Origin of the sequence: Zhouia amylolytica (assembly GCF_900116365.1) — a bacterium.
In the GTDB taxonomy this organism is placed as follows: domain Bacteria; phylum Bacteroidota; class Bacteroidia; order Flavobacteriales; family Flavobacteriaceae; genus Zhouia; species Zhouia amylolytica.
The window spans coordinates 295508-319595 of sequence record NZ_FPAG01000006.1 but is presented as its reverse complement, the minus strand read 5'-3'; the positions used below and the strand labels follow the sequence as shown (position 1 = coordinate 319595).

The window sequence follows — 24088 nt, the reverse complement described above, 5'->3', positions numbered from 1 at the left end:
ATGAGTTGAGGAAATACCCTTTGGCTATTTGACGAACTCAAAATTAACTATTTTTTTATTTTCTGAATTAATCCCGGAAATAAAAAACTAAAAACAATTGATGAAAATTTATATAATTAATGACAAAAAAAAGCGGTAGTACAGATCAATTAATAACATCGATTATTAAAGGTATTGAGGAGGTAAAAGGAAATGATATAAGTATCTTAGATCTACGTGAAATAGAGAATACGGTTTGTGACTACTTTATTATCTGCAATGGTTCATCTAACACCCAAGTAAACGCTATTGTAAATTCTGTTGAAAAAACAGTCGGCAAAGAAACCGGAGACAAGCCATGGCATGTTGAAGGTAGCGAAAACGCAGAATGGGTTCTTATTGATTTTGTGAACATTGTCGTACACGTCTTCCAAAAACATATTAGAGAATTTTATGATATCGAAGGACTTTGGGGAGATGCCAAAATAACAGAGATATCTTCAAATTAATAACATCTTAGACTATATTTAATGGCTAATAACAATAATCAAAATACTAAAAAGCCTAAATTCAGCTCATACTGGTTTTACGCTATAATTTTTCTATTTTTAATAGGCTTCCAATTTTTCTCAGGAGGATCAAGCTGGCAAAATCCTAAAAAAATTAACCCTTCCCAATTGGAGAGCTTCATTAAAGACAATGATGTAAAAAAGATTTTAATCATTAAAAATGTCGGACAAGCAAAAGTTTTTCTTACCGACGAAGCCCTCAAAAAAGAAGAACATAAAGACGCTATTAATAAGTCGATCTTTCCTTCTTCCACAGAGAACCCACAATACATTTGTGAGTATGGTGCCTTAGATAAGTTCGAAGAAGATCTTGATAAAGTAATTGCTGAAAGTAATCTGGCAAACCCGAAAGATCTCGTAAGCTTCGATACCGAAACCAATATACTTGGTGATGTCCTGGCTTATATACTCCCGTTTATAATCCTGATCGCAATTTGGATCTTCTTAATGAGAAGAATGTCAGGTGGCGGTTCAGCAGGTCCTGGCGGACAAATCTTTAACATCGGAAAATCAAAAGCAAAGCTATTCGATGAAAAAACAGACATGAAAGTTTCCTTTAAAGACGTCGCAGGGCTGGAAGGAGCCAAAGAAGAAGTTCAGGAAATCGTAGACTTCCTTAAAAACCCGGAAAGATATACCTCTCTTGGAGGTAAAATCCCTAAAGGAGCCCTTTTAGTAGGCCCTCCGGGAACCGGTAAAACCCTATTAGCCAAAGCCGTTGCCGGTGAAGCTAAAGTACCTTTCTTCTCGTTGTCAGGTTCTGATTTCGTAGAAATGTTCGTAGGGGTTGGAGCTTCAAGGGTTAGAGACTTGTTCAAACAAGCCAAAGATAAATCGCCTGCAATTATATTTATTGACGAGATCGATGCTATCGGTCGTGCAAGAGGGAAGAGTAATTTCACAGGAAGTAATGACGAACGTGAAAACACCCTGAACCAGCTATTAACAGAAATGGATGGTTTCGGAACCAATACCAACGTTATCGTCCTCGCAGCAACCAACCGTGCAGATGTACTCGATAAAGCATTAATGCGTGCCGGTAGATTTGACAGACAAATTTATGTTGACCTGCCAGACCTAAGAGAACGTAAAGAGATTTTTAACGTACACCTTCGTCCGATTAAAACCTCTGAAACCTTAGATCTTGACTTCTTAGCGAAGCAAACCCCTGGGTTCTCAGGTGCAGATATTGCCAATGTATGTAATGAAGCTGCCCTGATCGCTGCAAGAAAAGGTAAAAAAGCAGTTGACAAACAAGACTTCCTTGATGCAGTCGACAGAATTGTAGGAGGCCTTGAAAAGAAAAATAAAATCATAACCCCGGAAGAAAAGAAAACCATCGCCTTCCACGAAGCAGGACACGCAACAGTAAGCTGGATGCTTGAACACGCTGCCCCTCTGGTAAAAGTAACTATTGTACCTAGAGGACAAAGCTTAGGAGCAGCATGGTACCTTCCGGAAGAAAGACTTATCGTTCGCACAGAACAAATGCTGGACGAAATGTGTGCCGCTTTAGGAGGTAGAGCTGCCGAAAAGGTAATCTTTGATAAGATTTCTACAGGAGCTTTAAGCGACCTTGAGAAGGTAACCAAACAAGCCAAAGCAATGGTTACCATTTACGGACTCAATGAAAAAATAGGGAACCTCACATATTACGATTCACGAGGACAATCAGACTATTCGTTTACTAAACCATATAGTGAAGAAACAGCCCAGGTTATTGACAAAGAAATCTCCAGCATCGTAGAAAAACAATACGAACGAGCTATCGAAATCCTTAGTCAGAACAAAGACAAGCTAACAGAATTAGCCGATAGACTTCTTGAGAAAGAAGTTATCTTTAAAGATGACCTGGAACGAATTTTCGGAAAACGTCCATTCGATAAAGAAGAAGAAGAAAATGCAACTCCTGATACGAAAGAAGAAGATCAGAATCAGGAAACAAATCAGAGCGAGGAAACGATTAAATAATATTTATTTATTGTTTAGTTAACTTAGCAATAATGATTTTTATAACTTTACGTTACATTTAGAATTAGAAATGGAGAAACCCCAAAATTGTAAATGAACATATTTAAAAAAATTTTTGGCAAAAAGAAAGAAGATCAGCCCTCTGAAAAGTCACTAGAATCTAGAGGGAAGTTTATGCCGGAAATTAAGCTTCCTATAGATGAAAAATTTACCATCAACTTCAAAAAGAACGGTGGTAAATTTTTGTATTGTGAAAACGGTGAGGAGGTCAATGAAAATTTTCAAAACATTCTTACCGAAAACGATTGGGAAAATCACGATGCCTGTTGTTTAATTGAAGCTTTACAAAAACGTTTTTCCAATTTCAATATAAACTTCATTACCAACTGTCGCAATGCTACTTTTTTCATTACCACATGTGAAAATTTAGTTGCTGATAACGGATCAATACTTATTAATTCAAATCAAATCGGAGAAAAAAAGCTATTTGAACTCCCCGATAACTTCATTGTCTTTGCCACTACGAGTCAATTAGTGGAAACCATCGGAGAAGGTTTGAGAGGTATAAAATCTAAAAATAAAAATCAAATACCTACCAACATTACCACCATAAAACACTTTAGCTTAAAAGAGGAAAAGGATTTCCTATCGTACGGAAGTAGTTCAAAAAACCTATATTTGCTGCTATTGGAAGATCTATAGAATGAAAGAACTTGCTAAACGTGCCATCACAGGTATATTATATGTTTTCCTATTGCTGTCTGCTGCTATTTTGCATACAGATGCATTCGACTTTTTATTTTTAGCCTTTGGCCTCATATGTTTGTATGAATTCAAAAAAATAATAAAACTAAGCGGATACCACATCTTTATAGCCTTTTTGGCATTATGGTGGGTATTTATTTATATCCTTCCTGATGTTTCCGAAAAACAGCCGCTGATATACCTGTTGCTATTTCTGAGCATTACTGTAAACAGCTTTTTACTCAAAGAACTCTATGTGAAGAAAAAGAGAAGATTCACCAATATGAATAAATTTTTCATCAGTCTGTTCTATATCGGTGGAGGATGTATCTTTTTAACCATGATTCCTTACAGTAAAGATCATTTTGCTAAATCCTTGATTATTGGTATTTTTATATTGATATGGGTGAACGACTCATTCGCTTATTTGGTTGGTAAATCAATAGGTAAAAACAAGCTGTTCCCATCAGTGTCTCCAAAAAAAACCATCGAAGGTTTCGCAGGTGGAATTGTATTTGCTCTGATTACCGCTTATTTACTATTTAAATATACAAACGACGAGTTATCACTTATACAATGGCTTATCTTAGCCCTTGTAATGGTACTTGCAGGTAACTTTGGTGACCTTGTAGAGTCCAAATTTAAAAGAATGGCAGGTGTAAAAGATAGTGGAGCTATTTTACCGGGCCATGGAGGTCTTCTCGACAGATTAGACAGTTTATTATTTGCTGCTCCTTTTGCATATTTAACTTTATTAATTTTCAACCATGTTTCATAAAGAAGGTTTCAAGATCATTTTTATTACATTCTTCTTTGCTGTAGTCGTATCACTACTTGCCGAATACTATGCGAGTATAGACTGGGTTAGAATCGTTATCCAGTTAGCAGCGATTATTCTGCTCATTCTAATCCTGCAGTTTTTTAGAAACCCTAAACGTCAAACTGAGGTTAATGATGCAAATATAATTGCCCCGGTAGACGGAAAGGTTGTCGTGGTTGAAGAAGTAATGGAAAATGAATACTTCAAAGATAAACGCATTCAGGTTTCTATCTTTATGTCTCCGGTAAATGTGCATGTAACCAGATACGCACTGAGCGGAATCGTTAAGTTCAGCAAATACCATCCGGGTAAATACCTGGTCGCATGGCACCCAAAAGCCTCTGAAGAAAACGAAAGAACCACCATAGTTGTGGAAAACCCTTCATATGGCGAAGTTTTATACAGACAAATTGCAGGAGCCTTAGCAAAACGAATTGTTAACTATGCTAAAGTGGGAGATCAGGTAACTCAAGGGGAAGACGCAGGTTTTATAAAATTTGGATCAAGAGTAGATCTTTTTTTACCGCTAACTGCCGATATTAAGGTAAAAGTAGGACAAAAAGTAAAAGGAGGAATTGACGTAATAGCCTCGTAACGAATATGACTGATGAAGAATTAGATATCGCTTTTCAAGAAGCCGTTAATGTGGTGAATAGTTGTGAAGAGCCTTTTCCGGCCGACTTCCTGTTACGCCTCTATGCGTATTATAAAAAAGCGACACACAATATTGATCCACCCAGTAGCAGAAAAGCCCTCATTAATGCGTTTAAAGCGAATGCACTCTTTCAAACCAGGGGGATTAGCGTAAGAGAGGCAAAAGAAAAATACATCAATCTGGTAAACGATTATTTTAATTTATAATATAAAAAAAGCCGCTTTAAAGCGGCTTTTCTATTATTTCAAGGAAGCTAAACTCTCTTTAATAGTTGCAATCTTCGCAACCGCATCGGCTTCTTTCTTGCGCTCCATGGCAACAACCTTCTCCGGTGCTCCATTAACAAAGTTATCGTTAGATAATTTACCTCTGACAGATTTAAGAAATCCTTCCGTATACTTTAACTCTGTTTCTAATTTCTCTATTTCCTCCTCCACATTAATAGCACCACTCACAGGAATGAAATATTCATTAGATTTTATTCTAAAAGACAAGGCACCTTCAACCTTATCCTCAACATAGCTTAACGCCTCAATGTTTCCTAGTTTTGCAATAACAGCATCAAACTTAGCTGATACCTTTTCATTATTTAAAACCGATAAGGCCAATTCATCCTTAAAAGGAATATTCTTCTCCTTCCTGATCGTTCTGATTCCGGAAACCACCTCTGCCGCAAAAGCAAATTCATTGATGAGATCAACATTTACAGCCTCCTGTTTCGGCCATTCAGCAATAATTAAAGCCTGATCTTCCGAACGCTCTTCAATATGTTGCCATATTTCCTCCGTCAAGAACGGCATAAACGGATGCAAAATGCGAAGGTTATCCTCTAAAAACTTAATGACACTTCTAAACGTTTGAGCATCTATTGGCTTCTGATAAGCAGGTTTCACCATTTCTAACAACCAGCTGCAGAAATCATCCCAAACCAGTTTATAAGTTGCCATTAAAGCATCTGAGATCCTATATTTACTAAAATGATCTTCTATTTCATTCAGCGTCTGGTTGAATTTAGCCTGATACCATTCTATCGCCACCTTCGAAGCCTCTGGCTGCTCAATCGCTTCAGACACCTCCCAACCTTTAACCAACCTGAAGGCATTCCAGATTTTATTGGCAAAATTCTTTCCTTGCTGACAAAGAGACTCATCAAACAACAAATCATTACCGGCAGCCGAACTTAACAACAATCCAACACGTACACCGTCTGCTCCAAAATCCTTAATCAACTCAAGCGCATCAGGAGAGTTCCCCAAAGACTTTGACATTTTTCTTCGTTGCTTATCACGTACAAGTCCTGTCAGGTATACATTGGTAAAAGGCTTTTTTCCTTCAAATTCATATCCCGCCATAATCATTCTGGCAACCCAGAAAAACAAGATATCCGGTCCGGTCACCAAATCGCTGGTTGGATAATAATACTTATACTCCTCATTCTCCGGATTCAACACCCCGCCAAAAACACTCATTGGCCATAACCAGGAAGAGAACCAGGTATCAAGGGCATCTTCATCTTGTCTGAGATCATCCGCTTTTAAAGCAGCATTCCCAGTTTTGTCCTGGGCTAATTTAAGCGCCTCCTCAATAGTTTCTGCAACTACGAAATCCTCCTTGCCATCACCATAATAATACGCCGGAATTTGTTGCCCCCACCATAACTGACGTGAAATATTCCAATCTCTTATATTTTCCATCCAGTGACGGTAGGTGTTTTCAAACTTCTTCGGAAATAAATTGATTTCCTTTTCATCTCCAAGAACAGCTTCCAATGCAGGCTTAGCCAAAGCCTCCATCTTCAGAAACCACTGATCCGATAAACGAGGTTCAATTACCGCTTTGGTACGCTCCGATGTACCCACTTTATTCAAATGGTTTTCAGTCTTCACTAAAAACCCCTTTTCCTCTAGTTCTTTTACAATCTCTTTACGAACCACAAAACGATCCTTTCCTTCGTAGTGCAATCCGTAACTATTTAGCGTAGCATCTTCATTAAAAATATCAACCACCTCTAAATCGTGCTTGTCACCTAAATTTTTATCGTTTTCATCATGTGCAGGAGTAACTTTCAAACAACCCGTACCAAATTCAACATCTACATACTCATCCTCAATGATTGGAATTACGCGATTACAGATCGGAACGATAGCTTTCTTACCTTTTAAATGAGTGTATCGCTCATCATTCGGATTGATACAAATAGCCGTATCACCAAGAATGGTCTCTGGTCTGGTTGTAGCAATAGTCACCTTTTCATCAGATCCCTCGATCGGATATGACAAATAATATAAATGACCTTGTCTTTCCTCATAAATAACCTCCTCGTCAGAAAGCGTTGTTTTTGCCTCAGGATCCCAATTAACCATTCGATAACCACGATATATCAGTCCCTTTTTATAAAGATCGACAAAAACCTTAATTACTGAAGCAGACATATCCTCATCCATAGTGAACTTAGTTCTGTCCCAATCACAAGAACATCCAAGCTTTTTAAGCTGATCTAGGATAACGCCACCGTACTCATGAGTCCAGTCCCAGGCATGTTTTAAAAACTCCTCTCTGGTAATATCTTTTTTATTAATCCCCTTCTCCTTTAACCTGGCTACCACCTTAGCCTCGGTAGCAATAGAAGCGTGATCAGTACCAGGTACCCAACAAGCATTCATTCCCTTTAATCGTGCCCTTCTTATAAGGACATCCTGAATGGTATTATTTAACATATGCCCCATATGCAAAACCCCTGTTACATTGGGTGGAGGAATCACAATAGTATAAGGCTCTCTTTCATCGGGTTCTGAATGAAAATAATTGTGTTTCATCCAGTAATCATACCACTTATTTTCGGCGCTGTTAGCGTCATATTTAGACGGAATACTCATATTTGGAATGCTTTTTGTAATACTAAGAGTGCAAAAGTAATTATAACCTCATGATTATAAAAAGGTTTTCATTTATTTTGCACATTGACAGAAAAGTATTTACTTTTACGTTTCACCATAAAACCAAATATGATGAAAAAATTAGTCATGTTTTTGTTTGTTGGGCTTATTAGCTTTGCTGTGACAGCTCAAGACAAAAAAGCTAAAATTGAATTCAAGGAAGAAACCATTGACTACGGAAAAATTGCAAAAGGTAGCAATGGTGTAAGAGTTTTTGAGTTTACAAATACCGGTGATGCCCCATTGGTAATTAGTAAAGCCTACTCGAGCTGTGGTTGTACAGTGCCTTCATGGCCTAAAGAACCTATTGCTCCTGGAAAAACAGGAAAAATAGAAGTGAAGTACGACACGAATCGTCCCGGTCCAATAAGAAAGACCATTACCGTAATAACAAATGCTGATAAGAAATCAGTAGCCCTTAAAATAAAAGGAACGGTAACCACGGGAGACAGTTCAAAATAACAAAAAAAAGCCGCTTCAATTGAAGCGGTTTTTTTTTGTATAAAATCTAGATTTCGGCACGTATTTCTAAAAAATATATGCTTCTCACCATATATATAAAAGACCTGTACCATACGCAGTAGTTTTATAAAAACAACCTGCCTCCTATTTCCTTAAACTACAAAGTCCGACAAAACAAACTCCTGCTATTTGGCTTGGAACCATTTTAAGTCATTATACCTGTGAGTTCTGGTAGTCCGCTCTCGATTGTACATAATTAAATACGCCCCCTCCTCTTCATAATGCCTGTAACCTAACAAATGAAAAATGGGTCTTGCTAAGAATCTGGCCACCCTCAAATTGACCTTTAAAGCATCTTTCTTTAAAGAATTCCAGGTAACCCCAGGTAAATAAACCAAAACACTATCCAATCGGTTCCCCCGCAAATAAGTAGATAATCGAAGAAAAAAACTTGAAATTCTCCTGATTAAAAAATACCCGTCATTTCCCTGTGGTTGATACAATGGCATAAATAGCATAGTATTATTCTTCGCTAAAACAGGCTCCCCGTTACACTTAGCTAAAAGCTCGCCTTTATTCACCTCTTGAAAACTTTTAAATCCGGGCTCCATAACAAACATCTCATTCTCTTTAATCGTATAGCGCTCAATCACCTCATAAAAATGAGCTTTACCATCCGAAGCTTTCTTTAACCGATTAAAATGATCATTAAAATCCTCCAAATCATTAGGGTCCACGAGTCCTGAATAACATAACGTCAATAACATAAATGCCTTTGCATTTAATACCGCTTCAGCATCATGATGCTCCCCTGATTCAAATCCAATCGATAAAAAACCCAGTTGATTGATAAAACTTAATAGCGGCCCATTTAGATACTCTTCTATCCCAAGCACCGTGGGTACAGGAAATAATTTTGAAAATCGCCTGTTTATTATAGCGTCATCAATGGTTATAAATGGCAAGGTTTTACTTGAGGTTGTATGAAAGTCCACAAAAAAGAGCGGACCCGTCTTCGTATTAATTATATTTTTTATTTCTTCATAAAGAGCTCGCTGCTCTTCAAATTCAGCCGCTCCCCTAAGAACCCCCTTGCACATTTTATCAATCCACGGACGACTCCATAATCTATTTAAGTCTTTATCGATATAACGAACCCCTTCTTGAAATGCCTTGATGTTGCCTCTAAAAACATAAAGCGACCCCTTCAAAGACATCTTAATCAAACGTTCCTTTAAATCTTGTATAGCCAGCACTCCTGCAGGTTCATTTCCATGAATTCCACAAAAGAAGATTACGGAAGGCTCAGAAACTTCCCCTTCTATTCTCAACAATACCCGATCTAAAGTAGAATTGATCATCTCATGTAAATCTCAATTATTGATATCTTTAATATCATTTCTGGTTATTATCCCTACCAACGTATCATCCTCCACCACCGGAAGGCAACCAATTTCTCTATCCTCCATCAGCTGCTTGGCCTCATGCATTAAATCTGACGGCCCGATAGTTATAATAGCGGTTTTCATATGCTTTTCAATAGGAACCTCAACTTCCTCGTGTTTTATTGCATCGATATCCGTCCAGGTTATCAAACCTTTTAATTCCCCTGTGTCATCAATAACCGGCATATGATGAATATTCCGCCATAGCATCAATTTACCAACCAGTTTAGCATTATCTTTAACATGAACCGTTACAACATTTCGATTCATATACTGATAGACTCTTTTATCTTCTTCCAAATACAAAGTCCGGTCACTAACCACCTCTTTCCAATCACAAACAGGAATATCTCTTACTTGATTTTCATACAGCGATCTAACTAAATCCCTGGTGGCATCAACTCTTTTATAATCTACGAGCAACCTTCTATAAGTATTTCTGATCCATCGGGCTCCTGTATGGGTTTGCGTCCTTCGATCAATAACGTTCAAATAGAAATCTATATCCTTCTTATCAACCTTCATCATTTCCAGACCTTTGCCGGCCATAGGAATTAAAACCTGACTTATTAATTCGTCAGTCGGAATAAAGCGCCCTTCCCAATACATCTGACTCCCCATACCATATCGCGCAGCACAAATAAAATTATTTTTCACATCCTTAAAATCCATCAATTCATCTATTGCCTCATACCTTTTTGGTTGGCCTACCATCAACCCTACCCAAAACAACATATTGGCAATTTCATCAGTAACACTAGGGCCGGAAGGAATATACCTGTTTTCAATTCTTAAATGTGGCTTACCGTTAGTCACCCCGTAACAAGCCCTGTTCCATCTATATATCGTACCATTATGTAAACCAAGAGCTTTAAGCTTCGGAATTTTACCACGCTCGAGCTCCTGTAGACTATTTGATTTAAAATCGGTAGAAAGAATACTTCGGTAACGCACTACATCCTGCTTGAACAAGTCGACAGCATTGCCCTTTACCCAACCCTCACCAAAACTTACACGAGCCTCTCTTTCATTCAATTTGAATGAGGTAGCACGTGTATCAACACTTTGAGCAAACAATGCTATCCTGGTCTCATCCCATAACTCCTTCCCTAACAATAAAGGCGAGTTCACGCAAATGGCCATCACTGGCCCGGCAATTGCCTGAGCCCAATTATATCGGTTGACAAAATCGGAGGCCTCTACTTGAAGATGTGATTGAAAACTTGTGTTACACCCCTCAAAGAGCGTCGTCTTATGCATTATATCAACCTCATCCACCCCTTTGATATGCATCTTAAAATCATCCCTCCTAAGTGCCCTGAAAGACTCATTAATGGCCATATACCGCAATTCCGGTGTCATATAATCTTGAGTGAGAAATCTTGTGTCTATTGTGGGCAGAATACCCGTAAGAATAATTTTTAAGTCCATTTTATCAGCAACCCTCGAAATTTTCTCCAGAAAATAATGCAGGTGCTTTTTCATTACTGAAAAGCAATCTCCGGTTAGCTCAAGAGGATCCAGGTTAACCTCAAGGTTATACAAGGCCAGTTCAGTGGTATAATGCTCATCATTAAGTGCTTTTAAAAGCTCGATAGCTGTAGCCGATGGATACCACCGCTTGTTAATTAAACACAATTCTTGCTCGGCTCCAATTCTCATAACTCCCTTTTCAAAAAGATCTTCCTGATACATTTTTTCTAAGGCGGCTATATCGTTTAGGAGCTGATGCGTGTAGATCATTCGATCATCCGCACTAAGCAGCTTTTTTACCACGTGTTCACCCATCCCTTTCTTAAATACAGAAAGTTATAAAGCAACTCGTCAATATAAAATGATAATTATCAGTGGTTTACCCTTTACAAACCTTATAAAACATCTACCAACTCAAAAGAAAACTTTAATTCAATCCCATTCCTGTCGATAACCAATCTTATCTTTTTACCTACCTTTTCATTTAACATACCTGATATCTCCTGAAGCGACTTGTCATAAACAGAATCTCCGTTAACCGATATAATAACATCCCCTACTTTTAATCCAACCTCGTCAGCCAGACTCTTTTCTCTTATTTCAGCAATTTCAATAGAAGGATGCAATTCAAATCGTGTACTGTCATCCAATAGTATTTTTATGGCACCCGTTGGATCCTCCTCCTTCACCACGCCCTCATATTTTCGAGCCTTAACCTCAACCGGTCGTAAGCCATTATGCATTAATTCTATTCCACTTAAATTAAAGCGAAAATCATCATTGAAATGTTTATTTTTCTTAATGGTCACTTTCCTATTTGGATAATCAAAAACAACATTAAACCTCTTGAGTATTTCCCCACCTACACTGCCATTTCTAGTTCCAGGATTGGTTAAATGCTGAATCGATTCTTCACTTGGAAACGCCACATTAGTAGACGCTAATTGGTAATCTCCAACTTCAAAGTAATCGGTTTTAGCCTTGTTTCCGTATACACTCCCACTTAAACCCCGTCCCAAAAAATCTTCAAAATTCTTTACAGGAACTTTGATTCCCATTTCTTTGTTTGGAAAAAGCCATAAGGCATCACTACTGCCACTATCGATCAAAAGACGTACTGGAATTTCTTTACCCTCCAATCCAACTTTAGCATTCAAATAAGGTTTTTTCCTTAACAAACTGATATCAATGGAATTACATCGGGTACAATTTCTATAATTATAATCATCTGGCTTAAATAACTTAATCTTTTCCGAAGCATAATTTATTTCCACCACAAAATCCCTGAAAAAATCATACCCTATTATCCCGTGAACAGGCACTCCTAATCGAGGAGAAAAGTTAATCGCCGCATCGATAACAACATAGAAATCTTGATTGGGATTATACGTTTCAGCGGTTGCAAATACATTTTTAGAAGACTTAAATGCCTTAATAGGATCTCCTTCACCCAAACCTTTTAAGGTGATTTCTTCTACATTTCTTATTTGCAAGGAATCACTTTGATAAATATTAAACAAAATAGGACTGCTTACCCCCGTATCTAATATAAAAGACAACTCTACGTTATTAACCTTAAGGGGAAAAATTATTAAATTATTGATTAACTCAAACTTAATGGTCTCCTCAGAGGCCCCATTTTTAAATCGAAAACCAGTTTGGGCACAAACCCCTTGTATTACAAATAAACTGATCAAACAAAAAGAAGCTAATTTCCTCAATGAATTCAGGTTTTACCTATTAATCAGACAATAAGTTAAAAAATTATATTCATTAATACTTTTACATTAACATTATTTAAAGAGAATACGATAACGTTTTAGAACAACTTTTAAAATATATTTTGCAATTTTGCACTGCTAAATTTTAATCTATGCCAAACATTTCTAACAAAGGCATGAAAATGCCAGAATCGCCAATTAGAAAATTAGTACCCTATGCTGAAGACGCAAAGAAAAGAGGTACTAAAGTATATCATCTTAATATTGGACAACCCGATATTAAAACGCCTGAGGTAGCTTTAAATGCTGTTCGAAATGCCGAAATAGAGGTGTTGGAATATAGCCGAAGTGAAGGCTCTGAAGAATACAGAACCAAATTAGCAAACTACTACAAAAACAGAGGTATTGAGGTAGATGCTAATGAAATAATCATTACCACTGGTGGTTCTGAAGCACTTCTGTTCACTTTAGGAACTGTTGCCGATTATGGTGATGAAATTATTATTCCTGAACCATTCTATGCGAATTATAATGGATTTGCGACTGCTTCAGGACTAAACGTTGTCCCTGTAATCTCTTCAATAGAAAACAACTTCGCTCTTCCCCCAATTGAGGAATTCGAAAAATTAATCAGCGATAAAACCAAAGCAATTTTAATTTGCAATCCGGGCAACCCGACTGGATATCTTTATTCCAAAGAGGAAATAAAAAAATTAGCTCAAATTGCAATAAAACACAATCTGTTCATCATAGCAGATGAAGTATACAGAGAGTTCGCTTATGATGGAGCAGAACACTACTCTATTCTTCAGGAAGAAGGATTAGAAGATTATGCTATAATGATCGACTCTGTATCTAAAAGATACAGCATGTGTGGTGCCAGAATTGGTTGTTTGGTTTCAAGAAATAAAAAAGTAATGCAAACTGCAATGAAGTTTGCACAAGCTAGACTTTCTCCTCCTACCTTTGCTCAGATTGCCAGTGAAGCAGCGTTAGACACACCACAAAGCTATTTTGACGAAGTAATTGAAGAATATGTCGAAAGGAGAGATTTATTGATCTCTGAGCTTCAAAAAATAGAAGGCGTAAAAGTGGCCAAACCTAAAGGAGCTTTTTACTGTATAGCTGAACTACCTGTAGAAAATGCCGATGATTTTGCACAGTGGCTTTTGGAGAAGTTTGACCTTAATGGAGAAACCATAATGGTTGCTCCGGCAGCTGGTTTTTATTCTTCCGACAATGTAGGTTTGAATCAAGTGCGTATTGCCTATGTACTTAAAAAAGAAAACCTTGTAAAAGCAGCTCAAATTTTAAATGAAGCATTAAAAGCGTACAACGCTTAATGGAAATATTAAAAAACATATCCTTAAAACCATACAATACGTTTGGCATTGATGTCAATGCCAAACATTTTGTATCGGTATCTTCAGAGGAAGAGCTTATCACTATTCTTAAAAACAACAATTATCCTAAAAAGTTTATTCTGGGTGGTGGTAGTAATATGCTACTTACAAAAGACATAGACGCCTTGGTCATTCAGGTTAATCTTAAGGGAATTTCCATTCTGGAAAACAAGAATGGACATGCGTTGATTAAAGCCAATGCTGGAGAGAACTGGCATCAGTTTGTATTATGGACACTTGAAAACGACTTTGGAGGAATTGAAAATCTATCATTAATTCCTGGTAATGTTGGGAGTGCGCCCATCCAGAACATAGGAGCTTACGGAGTTGAACTTAAGGATGTTTTTCATAGCTGTCGTGCAATTCATATCGATACGCAGGAAATAAAGACATTCTCCCTGGAAGATTGCCGGTTCGGATATCGAAATTCTATTTTTAAAACAAGTCACAAAGGACAATATATAATAACAAGTCTTTCCCTTAAACTTACAACTTCAGCACATCAACTGCATACTGAATACGGCGCCATTCAAAACACTTTAAATGAAAAGGGGATTTCTAAACCAAGTATCCAGGACATTTCAAAGGCAGTTATAAGTATTAGACAAAGTAAACTTCCGGATCCGGATAAAATTGGAAACAGTGGAAGTTTCTTTAAGAATCCGGTTATCACCGATGTTGAATTCAACAACTTCATATCCAAACATCCCGAGGCCCCTCATTATGTAGTTTCAGAGAATCAGGTGAAAATTCCTGCTGGATGGCTCATAGAGCAAGCTGGTTTTAAAGGAAAAAGGTTTGGAGATGCCGGTGTACATAAAAATCAGGCTCTTGTACTGGTAAACCACGGAAATGCAACAGGCAAAGAAATACTAAATCTTGCCAATACCATTATTAGCACTGTAAAAGAACGTTTTGGTATTACACTTGAACAAGAGGTTAATATAATTTAGTAAAAATCATATATTAGCAGCCGGCTTCTGTTAGAAAATGATATCGTGTAGTTTATACTTAAAAAAGATTAAAGGACGTTAGTAAAAACTGCATTCAACTTAAAAAAGTTTTAATGGCCAAACGAAGTTTATTAGAGACACAAATCATTCAGCTACTAAAGGACAAGAATGAAGAAGGAATGAGTTTACTATATGACAACTATGGTGAAACGCTCTATGGAATTGCGCTTAAAGTAACTAAGAATGAAGAACTTGCTCAAGACGTACTTCAAGAAAGCCTCATTAAGATTTGGAAAAAAATACACACGTATGATGAAGACAAATCGAAACTTTTCACCTGGCTCTTTAGGATAACCCGCAATACTGCTATAGACAAAATCAGAAGCAGGAACCTAAAAACGGATCAAGAAATCCAAATGGATAAATCGAACGTATATAAGGTAGGAATTGAGAGCATTACACCTGAACATTTAGACCTTAAAGACCATTTAGATTCTCTTGAAGATAAATACAAAATCGTACTCGAGGCTCTTTTCTTTGAAGGTATGACCCAACAGGAGGCAAGTGATGAACTAGACATTCCTCTAGGAACGATTAAATCCCGGCTAAAAATAGGCTTAAGGGAGTTGCGAAAGATTTATGGTCCGTTGATATCTGTATTATTTTATGCTATGTTGTAATGAAAAAAGATGTAAAAATATTATTAGAAAGTGATTTACTAGAAAAGTATCTTCTAGGTGATATAACCACTTTAGAGGAAACTCGAATTGAGCACTATATTGAAACGCATCCGGAAGTTGCCGAACGATATAATGAGTTACAAGAGAATCTGGAAATCTATGCTAAGGCACATGCTAAACCGATCCCGGTTGACATTAAAAGCAAGGTTCTTGAGATTATAGAGAAAGAAGATAACCATCATTCGTCTAAAAGAGGCATGCCTTGGTATTATGTTGCTGCGAGTGTTGCTGCTATTGCTTTCGCCGCCACTACAGTTCTTTTATGGAACCAAAACAGATTGTTGTCTACCGAGAAGAATAGTGTAGCGAGTCAAATTTCTAATTTAAAGAATGAAATTGTTGCCACGAACTCTAAGCTTCAGGACATGAAAAGCAATTATGCTGTTCTCAACAATCCTGAAACAAAAAAATATGTACTTAGTGGAAACGAGAGAGCTAAACAATTAAAAACTGTAGCCTATATTAACCCCGAAGAAAAATTGTCGGCCATTAATATCGTTTCCCTTCCCAATCTATCAGAAGAAAAGGAGTTCCAAATGTGGGCTAATGTAGATGGAGTTTTAGTACACTTAGGTACTTTAGAGAAAGCAGATCAGAAGTTACTTTCCCTACCTTACCAGGAAGGCATCAAAGGATATAAAATCTATATGGTACCAAAAGGGTTTACCGGAGAAGCTACCGCAGAAAATATGGTAGCAAGTATTGATTTAGACTAATCTCACTATAACATAAAAAAATCCCGAATTACTTCGGGATTTTTTATTTTTACGAAATGCACTTCTAACCATTCTTGCTAGTTTTTAACGCTCGTTTATAGTTAATTTTTGTAGTTTTGCATCAAAGATTAATTGTCATGAAACTTGTACTTATAAGCATAGTATTATTAGGCCTTGCATTTGCAGGAATCGCCATTAAAATATGGGCTAAAAAAGACGGTAAATTTGCCGGCACCTGCGCAAGCCAGTCCCCTTTCTTAAACAAAGAAGGTGAAGCCTGTGGTTTTTGCGGTAAATTGCCTGAAGAGCAAGATTGTAAAAAAGAACAACTTAACTAACCGTAACGTTACAAGTTACATATGCCAGCACCACTACTCTACGCCTTTGTAGCAGTCATTGCAATTCAAATATTTTATCTTTTATTCTTCTTTAGAAGATTTGCTTTTCACAAAGAAACAGCTGCTAAAAAAGAATCAGTACCTGCTATATCCATAATTATATTCATCAAGAATCAGGCTGAAGATCTTAAGGAAAATCTACCTTACATTCTATCACAAAATTATCCTGAGTTTGAGCTCGTATTAATCAACTACGACTCATATGATGATTCATTAGACATCATGGAGTCATTTGCTGATAAGTACCCACAAATTAAAATTGTTAATGTTAAAAACAATGAAGCATTCTGGGGCAAGAAAAAATACGCATTAACACTTGGTATAAAAGCAGCCAAATACAATCATTTGGTATTTACTGAAATCAACTGCAAACCTGATTCGGATCATTGGTTATTAGAAATCGCCTCAAAATTTGATGCCGAAAAAACCATAATTCTAGGTTATAGCGCATTTAAAAAGATAAAAAAATCATTATTAAATGCATTCATTCGCTTTGAAAACCTGGTAGCTACCACCCACAGATTTTCTTACCTTTTAAGCGGTATCCCCGTTTCTGGAAATGGTAAGAACCTAGCCTATCATAAAGATGAATTTTTCAACAATAGTGGATTTATAAATCATATTGATATCAGCAATGGCGAAGATCAATTATTTATAAATCAGGCAGCAACCTCAAAAAACACCTCGTTGATCTACAGCAAGGATAGTTTCACAGAGTCCATATCGACAGACTCCTTCGAAACCTGGATTGATCATAAAAAATCAGAATACGCCTTAATTAAAAAATACAAGAGCAAACACAGAGCTCTTATAAACATCTATTACACATCCCAATTACTTTTCATTCCATTAGCCATATTACTTATCATTCTACAATATAAGATCCCCGTGGTTATTGGCTTAATCTTACTCCGTTGGATTATTGTATACAGTATTTACATCCCTATAGCTAAAAAACTAGAAGAAACTTCGTTACTTTGGGCACTTCCTTTTTATGAAATCCTTTTGATATTTTTTCAATTTCTTATATTTATATCTAACATTATTTCAAAACCTACCAATTGGAGATAAATTCTGAAATTATCCGGGAAAATATCCTAAAAGCCAAACAAGGAAACCAAAAAGCGTTTAACTTCTTATTAGATACATTCTGGAATGATGTCTACGGCTTTTTACTTCTTAGAACAAAGAACGAAAATGATGCTGAAGACATTACCATCAGAACCTTTTCTAGAGCTTTTGATAAAATTGAATCTTTCGATGATTCTTACAAATTTAAAACCTGGTTAATCACCATAGGCAAAAACATCCATATAGACCTCCTAAGGAAGCAAAAATCACGCATCATCCATCATAGCTCTCATGAAAATGATGACGAGATGTACAACATCGCTGATGATACGCCAAGTGCAGAAGATATCCTTATTCGTGAACAGAACTTAAGCAAACTTCTCAGGTACATTAAAAAACTTAAACCTCATTACCAGGAAGTCATTAATTTAAGATATTTTCAGGAACTCACTTATGAAGAAATAGCACAAAAACTAGACGAACCTCTCAACAATATTAAAGTAAAGCTGCTAAGAGCTAAAAAACTCCTCGCTGAAATTATCACTAATAAATAATGCGATCTTTTTTACAAAAACTCGGACCCGGACTTCTATTTGCGGGAGCTGCTATCGGGGTATCTCACTTAGTTCAATCTACCCGTGCAGGTGCTGATTATGGCTTTACACTTGTTTGGGCCCTGCTATTAGTCCACTTATTTAAATATCCCTTCTTTCAATATGGTCCAAGATATGCAATGGCCACCGGAGAAACGCTTTTAGATGGTTATAAAAAAATAGGTAAATGGGCATTAATAGCTTACTTCATTATAACATTTGCCACCATGTTTACCATTCAAACTGCAGTTACCATAGTTACAGCAGGTTTGGCCGCTAACTTATTCGGAATCACTCCTAATCCTGTCATTTGGAGCATCATCATAACCCTGATTTGTTTATCCATTTTACTCCTGGGGAAGTATAAACTTTTGGATAATTTGATGAAAATTATTGTCTGTACTCTTTCCATTAGTACCATTATGGCCGTAATTGTTGCCATTTATAATTATCATGAACCGTATAGCTTTAAGCAAGTAATCCCAACTGACCTTATCGGTCTCACATTTTTAATTGCATTTATGGGATGGATGCCAGCTCCCCTGGACGTATCAATCTGGCAATCTCTATGGGTCTTGGAAAAAAAGAAAATAACACAGAGTTATGACACCAAAAGGTCTCTATTCGATTTTAACATTGGCTATACCAGTACCATTTTTCTGGGGCTCTTTTTTATAAGTTTAGGAGCATTGGTTATGCATGACACGGGGAACTCCTTTGCATCCGGAGCCTCTCAATTTGCCTCCCAACTCATTAATCTTTACACCGAGAATCTCGGAGGCTACAGCTATCTAATCATTGCCATAGCAGCATTTACAACCATGTTTAGCACCACATTGACCACCTTAGATGCTTCGCCGAGATCAATGGTAAGATGTAGCGAACTCATAACCAACAAGCAACATAAGAATGCCTACCTTTTCTGGATTATATTACTGGTTGTAGGCACGATATCAATTCTATTGTTTTTCTTATCGGAAATGAAAACTCTTATAGAAATCGCCACTATATTATCTTTTATTACCGCCCCATTCTACGCCATAATGAACTTTGCATTAATCTCTTCTAAACACACGCCAAAAGAATGGCAACCGAGCATTCCTCTGAAAATTATAAGTTATCTCGGCATTATATTTTTATTAGTATTTAGCATTTGGTATCTAACAACGCTTTAAGACTTTATTCAAAGTTTAGTTTGTATCTTTGTAGCTCAAAATTTTCACTATGAGTATAAATACAGCTGAAAGTGTAGCACCTCCAAAAGGCAAACCTAAATGGCTGCGTGTTAAACTTCCAACCGGAAAAAAATATACAGAACTAAGAGGACTTGTAGACAAATATAACCTGCATACCATTTGCACCTCTGGAAGTTGCCCTAATATGGGGGAATGCTGGGGTGAAGGAACAGCAACCTTTATGATTTTAGGTAATGTATGTACTCGATCGTGTGGGTTTTGCGGGGTAAAAACAGGCAGGCCCGAAACGGTAGATTGGGCAGAACCCGAAAAAGTAGCGCGGTCTATAAAGTTAATGAATATCAAACATGCTGTTATTACTTCTGTCGACAGAGATGATCTTAAAGATATGGGATCTATAATCTGGGCCGAAACAGTAAAGGCTATTCGCAGAATGAACCCGAATACTACGTTAGAGACCTTAATTCCGGATTTTCAGGGAATTGAAAAACATCTCGACCGTATCGTAGAAGTGGCTCCGGAAGTAGTTTCTCATAATATGGAAACGGTTCGAAGGCTAACCCGTGAGGTTAGAATTCAAGCAAAATACGATCGTAGCCTTGAAGTCCTTAAATATTTAAAAAACCAAGGGATCAACAGAACCAAATCAGGAATCATGTTAGGTCTGGGAGAAAAAGAAGATGAAGTCATTCAAACTTTACATGATTTGAGAGCAGCGAATGTAGATATCGTTACCATTGGTCAATATTTACAACCTTCGAAAAAACACCTGCCGGTAAATCAATTCATTACTCCTGACCAATTTAAGAAGTACGAAGAAATAGGTTTAGAACTTGGTTTCCGCCATGTAGAGAGTGGAGCTTTGGTACGCTCCTCTTACAAAGCGCACAAACACATCGAATAAAAAAATGTAATTAATTACTTTTATCCCGCTAAGGCGGGATTTTTTAATTAAGAATATGAAAGAAATTAATGTAGCAATCAATGGATTTGGGAGAATTGGCAGAACTTTATTCAGACTTCTCCTTGATCAACCCAATATTAATATCGTTGCAATTAATGATTTAGCAGACAGCAGAACCCTAAGTCACCTTGTTAAATACGACAGCGTTCATGGAGTACTTGATAAAGAGGTTGATTATAACGAAAAAGGAATTATCGTAAACGACGTCCTGTTCCCCTTAACCCAGATCAATAAAATTGAAGACCTAAACTGGGATGCCTACAATGTTGATGTTGTAATTGAAAGCTCAGGCAAATTTAAAGAGCGAAAGGAATTAGAATATCATATTAAAAATGGAGCCAAGAAGGTAATTCTTTCAGTACCGCCAATTGATGATGACATTAAAATGATTGTAATGGGCATAAATGAAAACATTTTAGATGGCTCAGAGCGTATCATTTCAAACGCTTCCTGTACTACGAATAATGCAGCTCCGATGATAAGGATTATTCAAGAGTTATGCGGCATTGAACAAGCTTATATCACAACTGTACATTCGTATACCACAGACCAAAGCTTACACGATCAACCCCATAAAGACCTTCGCCGTGCAAGGGGGGCTAATCAATCTATAGTACCTACTACGACAGGGGCCGCAAAAGCGCTCACCAAAATATTTCCTGAAATTAGCGATGCAATTGGCGGATGCGGAATCAGGGTTCCTGTACCTGATGGTTCTCTTACCGATATCACCTTTAATGTTAAAAGAGATGTGACTATTAAAGAAATCAATCAGGCTTTTAAAAAGGCTTCAGAAGGTAATTTAAAAGGCATTTTAAGCTATACTGAGGACCCAATTGTATCCGTAGACGTTATAGGAAACCCACACTCATGTATATTTGACGCACAAATGACTTCAGTAATCGGAAAGATGGTAAAAATTATCGGTTGGTACGATAATGAATACGGTTATAGCAACAGAATCGTAGATTTAATTAATTACATAAATAAGAATTAGTTATATTTACAGAACAAACCTTACCAATGAAGCAAATTTTGCTACATATTACCGCATTTCTAATTCTGCCCCTGATGGGCTTGGTTCATGCTGGCAATATTGCTTCAGACACCATCAACAGTTCAGACTTCAGCTTTTATAAGTATAAAAACAAAGGAGAGTTTAATAAGGCCATAAAGGCGCTAAGTGATGCCTATGAAACGGCTACATCTGCAGACGATTCCGAATCCTTGATTAACATTTGCAATCTCTACACCGAGCTCTATCTTGATTACGAACAATTTGACAAAGTAAAGGTATACATCGAAACGGCGAAGAGAGCCTTGAATTTCTATGAATATAAAAAAGGTGAAGCCATTTCTAAAAGTTATGAGGCCATATATTTAGCTCAGGAAGGACAAGAGATTCAAGCCCTTCAACTAATTGAGGAGGCCAAAAAGAATATTCCAAGAAGAGATGCTGCCACAAACGATTTAGTGATTCTAAATGAAGGGATCATGTACCTGCATTTAGATAATCTAAATAGGGCGAAGCGAAATTTTCAAAAATTATTACCATATCAAACAGGTCCGGAAAAAGAATATCTCACGGCCAAGATTTTAATACATCTTGCCAGAATAGATCTCCATAAAAATTATCTTGAAAACACAGAACTACATTTAACACGGCTACTCACAATCGTAAACGAAAGAGGCTTTATGAAATTAAAGTATGAAGCAAGCAAACTAGCTTCAGAACTCTTCGAAAAAGAAAGAAAGTACGAATTAGCCCTGGAATATCTAAAACAGGCAGAAGCTATTAATAGCACCTATTTTTCAAACAAAATTCTGACCTCTCAAACTCAAGAAGCTAAAAATAGTCAACTTGAATTTTTAACCAGACTGAATGATCAGCTGAAAAAAGATGCCGTTAAACAAGAACAAACCGTAAACATCTCTAAACTCACTTCAGTTTTGAGCTCTGCCTTGTTAATTATTATCTCATTATTGACTATATCCCTTTACAGAAATAATCAGATCAAGTTTAAAACAAATGATCTGTTGCTTAAAAAGAATTTAGAGCTACAGGTAGCCAAAGATTCTGCAGAAAGAGCTATGCAGGCCAAAGCTCAATTTCTTTCAACGGTTAGTCACGAATTACGCACGCCACTATATGCTGTTACAGGATTAACCCACCTGCTACTGGAAGAAGACCCTAAAGAAAGTCAAAAAGAGCATTTAAAGTCATTAAAATATTCTGGTGAATATCTTTTAAATTTTATTAATGATATCCTCCAAATTAATAAGATCGAAGCTAACAAACTATCCTTAGATAAGTATCCGTTCGATTTCAGACAGGTACTATCCAAGGTCGTTGATTCGCTGCAGCAACCGGCAAAAGAAAGAAATAATAAGATCGTTCTGGATATCGATGAGAAAATTCCGGAAATGATTATAGGAGATCCGCTGAAATTATCTCAAATCTTCATTAACCTTGTAGGCAATGCTTTAAAGTTTACTGAGAATGGTAGTGTTACCCTTTCAGCCAAAATATTAAACACCTCAAACTCCGAAACAACGATCCATTTTGAAGTTCAGGATGAAGGTATTGGTATTTCAGAAGAGATGCAAAAGAATATATTTGATAGTTTCTCTCAAGGGTCTGAGCAAATCAACCGAAAATATGGTGGTACAGGACTTGGATTAACTATTGTAAAAAGCCTATTAACACTATACAATAGTCAAATTACCGTAAATAGTGAAATAGGTAAAGGGAGCACATTCTTATTTGATATTACCTTCGAATTACCGGATAATGAAATAAAAGAATTGATTAAAGCTCCAACCAAAGTTCAGGAAGAGCTCTACGCAAATCTGAATATCCTGGTAGTTGAAGACAATAAGATCAATCAGGTAATTACTCAAAAGATGCTAGCGAAAAAAAGCATGAAGTGCGACATAGCGAGTGATGGGTACCAGGCTATCGAAAAGGCCAAGAAAGGCTCATACGATGCTATATTAATGGATATACACATGCCGGGTATTAGTGGATTGAAAGCTACGCAGGAAATAAGAAAGTTTAATAAAACTATCCCAATCATTGCCCTTACCGCAATATCCCTGGATGAAAGTAAAGATGATTTTTATGAAGCAGGTTGTAATGATGTCATCACAAAACCATTCAAACCAGAAGTCTTCTACAAGAAAATTGCTCACAATGTGGTAAAAAACATCAAGGTAAACCTATAATTGGCACAATACTTGATGCTATCTTTTTCAGATTTGTTCTCAAAGAATAATTTG

General features: G+C 36.9%; 22 protein-coding genes. 18 read left to right on the top strand and 4 right to left on the bottom strand.

Annotation, left to right across the window (positions count from 1 at the left end):
* Positions 1 to 119 precede the first annotated feature (119 nt).
* From rsfS to BM361_RS11735, 6 genes are all read left to right on the top strand, one after another.
* Positions 120 to 488, top strand: coding sequence for a ribosome silencing factor (gene rsfS, locus BM361_RS11760; RefSeq protein ID WP_038261121.1), 369 nt, complete (start codon positions 120 to 122; stop codon positions 486 to 488).
* A gap of 21 nt (positions 489 to 509) precedes the next feature.
* Entirely contained in the window at positions 510 to 2519 is a 2010-nt protein-coding gene (ftsH, locus tag BM361_RS11755) for an ATP-dependent zinc metalloprotease FtsH (protein WP_074978988.1), read from the top strand.
* 93 nt (positions 2520 to 2612) lie between these two features.
* The gene (locus BM361_RS11750) at positions 2613 to 3221 is read left to right on the top strand and encodes an LUD domain-containing protein (RefSeq protein ID WP_038261114.1); all 609 of its coding nucleotides are present in this window, start codon (positions 2613 to 2615) and stop codon (positions 3219 to 3221) included.
* A gap of 1 nt (position 3222) precedes the next feature.
* A complete protein-coding gene (locus tag BM361_RS11745) occupies positions 3223 to 4041 on the top strand; it encodes a phosphatidate cytidylyltransferase (RefSeq protein WP_038261112.1) in 819 nt (272 codons plus the stop codon).
* Positions 4031 to 4678 carry a phosphatidylserine decarboxylase family protein gene (locus BM361_RS11740; RefSeq protein WP_038261108.1) on the top strand — a complete coding sequence of 216 codons (648 nt, stop codon included), beginning with the start codon at positions 4031 to 4033 and terminating at the stop codon, positions 4676 to 4678. The genes BM361_RS11745 and BM361_RS11740 overlap by 11 nt, the downstream gene beginning before the upstream one ends.
* Before the next feature lie 5 nt (positions 4679 to 4683).
* Positions 4684 to 4944 (top strand): acyl-CoA-binding protein, encoded by a 261-nt coding sequence (locus BM361_RS11735; RefSeq protein WP_074978987.1) that lies wholly within the window; start codon positions 4684 to 4686, stop codon positions 4942 to 4944.
* A gap of 33 nt (positions 4945 to 4977) precedes the next feature.
* Here the strand turns inward: BM361_RS11735 and BM361_RS11730 are convergent, their stop codons facing one another.
* Positions 4978 to 7614 carry a valine--tRNA ligase gene (locus BM361_RS11730; protein WP_074978985.1) on the bottom strand — a complete coding sequence of 879 codons (2637 nt, stop codon included), beginning with the start codon at positions 7612 to 7614 and terminating at the stop codon, positions 4978 to 4980.
* Positions 7615 to 7746: 132 nt separating this feature from the next.
* Here BM361_RS11730 and BM361_RS11725 point away from each other — a divergent pair, with 132 nt between their 5' ends.
* The gene (locus tag BM361_RS11725; protein ID WP_038261783.1) at positions 7747 to 8136 is read left to right on the top strand and encodes a DUF1573 domain-containing protein; all 390 of its coding nucleotides are present in this window, start codon (positions 7747 to 7749) and stop codon (positions 8134 to 8136) included.
* Positions 8137 to 8321: 185 nt separating this feature from the next.
* Here the strand turns inward: BM361_RS11725 and BM361_RS11720 are convergent, their stop codons facing one another.
* The 3 genes from BM361_RS11720 to BM361_RS11710 all read right to left on the bottom strand — a co-directional run bounded on the left by BM361_RS11720 (position 8322) and on the right by BM361_RS11710 (position 12775).
* Positions 8322 to 9497: a succinylglutamate desuccinylase/aspartoacylase domain-containing protein gene (locus BM361_RS11720; protein WP_074978983.1), complete on the bottom strand. Its 1176-nt coding sequence runs from the start codon at positions 9495 to 9497 to the stop codon at positions 8322 to 8324.
* Positions 9498 to 9509: 12 nt separating this feature from the next.
* A complete protein-coding gene (locus BM361_RS11715) occupies positions 9510 to 11369 on the bottom strand; it encodes a glutamate-cysteine ligase family protein (RefSeq protein WP_074978982.1) in 1860 nt (619 codons plus the stop codon).
* 80 nt (positions 11370 to 11449) lie between these two features.
* Positions 11450 to 12775 (bottom strand): PDZ domain-containing protein, encoded by a 1326-nt coding sequence (locus tag BM361_RS11710; protein ID WP_083425935.1) that lies wholly within the window; start codon positions 12773 to 12775, stop codon positions 11450 to 11452.
* 152 nt (positions 12776 to 12927) lie between these two features.
* Here BM361_RS11710 and BM361_RS11705 point away from each other — a divergent pair, with 152 nt between their 5' ends.
* From BM361_RS11705 to BM361_RS11655, 11 genes are all read left to right on the top strand, one after another.
* Complete coding sequence (locus BM361_RS11705; protein WP_038261066.1) at positions 12928 to 14118, top strand: pyridoxal phosphate-dependent aminotransferase; 1191 nt, start codon at positions 12928 to 12930, stop codon at positions 14116 to 14118.
* Positions 14118 to 15131, top strand: a complete 1014-nt coding sequence (gene murB / locus BM361_RS11700; protein WP_074978980.1) for a UDP-N-acetylmuramate dehydrogenase — start codon at positions 14118 to 14120, stop codon at positions 15129 to 15131. The genes BM361_RS11705 and murB overlap by 1 nt, the downstream gene beginning before the upstream one ends.
* Before the next feature lie 113 nt (positions 15132 to 15244).
* Complete coding sequence (locus BM361_RS11695; RefSeq protein WP_038261042.1) at positions 15245 to 15811, top strand: RNA polymerase sigma factor; 567 nt, start codon at positions 15245 to 15247, stop codon at positions 15809 to 15811.
* Positions 15811 to 16587, top strand: coding sequence for an anti-sigma factor domain-containing protein (locus tag BM361_RS11690; protein WP_038261040.1), 777 nt, complete (start codon positions 15811 to 15813; stop codon positions 16585 to 16587). Before BM361_RS11695 ends, BM361_RS11690 begins: the two co-directional genes overlap by 1 nt.
* A 137-nt stretch (positions 16588 to 16724) precedes the next feature.
* Positions 16725 to 16925: a hypothetical protein gene (locus BM361_RS11685; protein WP_038261036.1), complete on the top strand. Its 201-nt coding sequence runs from the start codon at positions 16725 to 16727 to the stop codon at positions 16923 to 16925.
* A gap of 21 nt (positions 16926 to 16946) precedes the next feature.
* Positions 16947 to 18056 carry a glycosyltransferase gene (locus BM361_RS11680; protein WP_074978978.1) on the top strand — a complete coding sequence of 370 codons (1110 nt, stop codon included), beginning with the start codon at positions 16947 to 16949 and terminating at the stop codon, positions 18054 to 18056.
* Positions 18047 to 18610 carry an RNA polymerase sigma factor gene (locus tag BM361_RS11675; RefSeq protein ID WP_038261031.1) on the top strand — a complete coding sequence of 188 codons (564 nt, stop codon included), beginning with the start codon at positions 18047 to 18049 and terminating at the stop codon, positions 18608 to 18610. Before BM361_RS11680 ends, BM361_RS11675 begins: the two co-directional genes overlap by 10 nt.
* On the top strand, positions 18610 to 19824 hold the full coding sequence (locus BM361_RS11670; protein ID WP_175496579.1) for an Nramp family divalent metal transporter: 1215 nt from the start codon (positions 18610 to 18612) through the stop codon (positions 19822 to 19824). Before BM361_RS11675 ends, BM361_RS11670 begins: the two co-directional genes overlap by 1 nt.
* Before the next feature lie 49 nt (positions 19825 to 19873).
* Complete coding sequence (gene lipA / locus BM361_RS11665; protein WP_074978974.1) at positions 19874 to 20749, top strand: lipoyl synthase; 876 nt, start codon at positions 19874 to 19876, stop codon at positions 20747 to 20749.
* 55 nt (positions 20750 to 20804) lie between these two features.
* Positions 20805 to 21806 carry a type I glyceraldehyde-3-phosphate dehydrogenase gene (gap, locus tag BM361_RS11660; protein ID WP_074978973.1) on the top strand — a complete coding sequence of 334 codons (1002 nt, stop codon included), beginning with the start codon at positions 20805 to 20807 and terminating at the stop codon, positions 21804 to 21806.
* Positions 21807 to 21832: 26 nt separating this feature from the next.
* On the top strand, positions 21833 to 24034 hold the full coding sequence (locus BM361_RS11655; protein ID WP_074978971.1) for a tetratricopeptide repeat-containing hybrid sensor histidine kinase/response regulator: 2202 nt from the start codon (positions 21833 to 21835) through the stop codon (positions 24032 to 24034).
* Positions 24035 to 24088: the final 54 nt, after the last annotated feature.

Bases quoted from the DNA above. Each gene is read 5' to 3' on its own strand.
- BM361_RS11750 (WP_038261114.1), top strand. From the start codon at position 2,613: ATGAACATATTTAAAAAAATTTTTGGCAAAAAGAAAGAAGATCAGCCC.
- gap (WP_074978973.1), top strand. From the start codon at position 20,805: ATGAAAGAAATTAATGTAGCAATCAATGGATTTGGGAGAATTGGCAGA.
- BM361_RS11695 (WP_038261042.1), top strand. From the start codon at position 15,245: ATGGCCAAACGAAGTTTATTAGAGACACAAATCATTCAGCTACTAAAG.
- BM361_RS11685 (WP_038261036.1), top strand. From the start codon at position 16,725: ATGAAACTTGTACTTATAAGCATAGTATTATTAGGCCTTGCATTTGCA.
- BM361_RS11740 (WP_038261108.1), top strand. From the start codon at position 4,031: ATGTTTCATAAAGAAGGTTTCAAGATCATTTTTATTACATTCTTCTTT.
- lipA (WP_074978974.1), top strand. From the start codon at position 19,874: ATGAGTATAAATACAGCTGAAAGTGTAGCACCTCCAAAAGGCAAACCT.
- BM361_RS11720 (WP_074978983.1), bottom strand. From the start codon at position 9,497: ATGATCAATTCTACTTTAGATCGGGTATTGTTGAGAATAGAAGGGGAA.
- murB (WP_074978980.1), top strand. From the start codon at position 14,118: ATGGAAATATTAAAAAACATATCCTTAAAACCATACAATACGTTTGGC.
- BM361_RS11680 (WP_074978978.1), top strand. From the start codon at position 16,947: ATGCCAGCACCACTACTCTACGCCTTTGTAGCAGTCATTGCAATTCAA.
- BM361_RS11690 (WP_038261040.1), top strand. From the start codon at position 15,811: ATGAAAAAAGATGTAAAAATATTATTAGAAAGTGATTTACTAGAAAAG.
- BM361_RS11730 (WP_074978985.1), bottom strand. From the start codon at position 7,614: ATGAGTATTCCGTCTAAATATGACGCTAACAGCGCCGAAAATAAGTGG.
- BM361_RS11735 (WP_074978987.1), top strand. From the start codon at position 4,684: ATGACTGATGAAGAATTAGATATCGCTTTTCAAGAAGCCGTTAATGTG.
- rsfS (WP_038261121.1), top strand. From the start codon at position 120: ATGACAAAAAAAAGCGGTAGTACAGATCAATTAATAACATCGATTATT.
- BM361_RS11745 (WP_038261112.1), top strand. From the start codon at position 3,223: ATGAAAGAACTTGCTAAACGTGCCATCACAGGTATATTATATGTTTTC.
- ftsH (WP_074978988.1), top strand. From the start codon at position 510: ATGGCTAATAACAATAATCAAAATACTAAAAAGCCTAAATTCAGCTCA.
- BM361_RS11705 (WP_038261066.1), top strand. From the start codon at position 12,928: ATGCCAAACATTTCTAACAAAGGCATGAAAATGCCAGAATCGCCAATT.
- BM361_RS11725 (WP_038261783.1), top strand. From the start codon at position 7,747: ATGAAAAAATTAGTCATGTTTTTGTTTGTTGGGCTTATTAGCTTTGCT.
- BM361_RS11655 (WP_074978971.1), top strand. From the start codon at position 21,833: ATGAAGCAAATTTTGCTACATATTACCGCATTTCTAATTCTGCCCCTG.
- BM361_RS11715 (WP_074978982.1), bottom strand. From the start codon at position 11,369: ATGGGTGAACACGTGGTAAAAAAGCTGCTTAGTGCGGATGATCGAATG.
- BM361_RS11670 (WP_175496579.1), top strand. From the start codon at position 18,610: ATGCGATCTTTTTTACAAAAACTCGGACCCGGACTTCTATTTGCGGGA.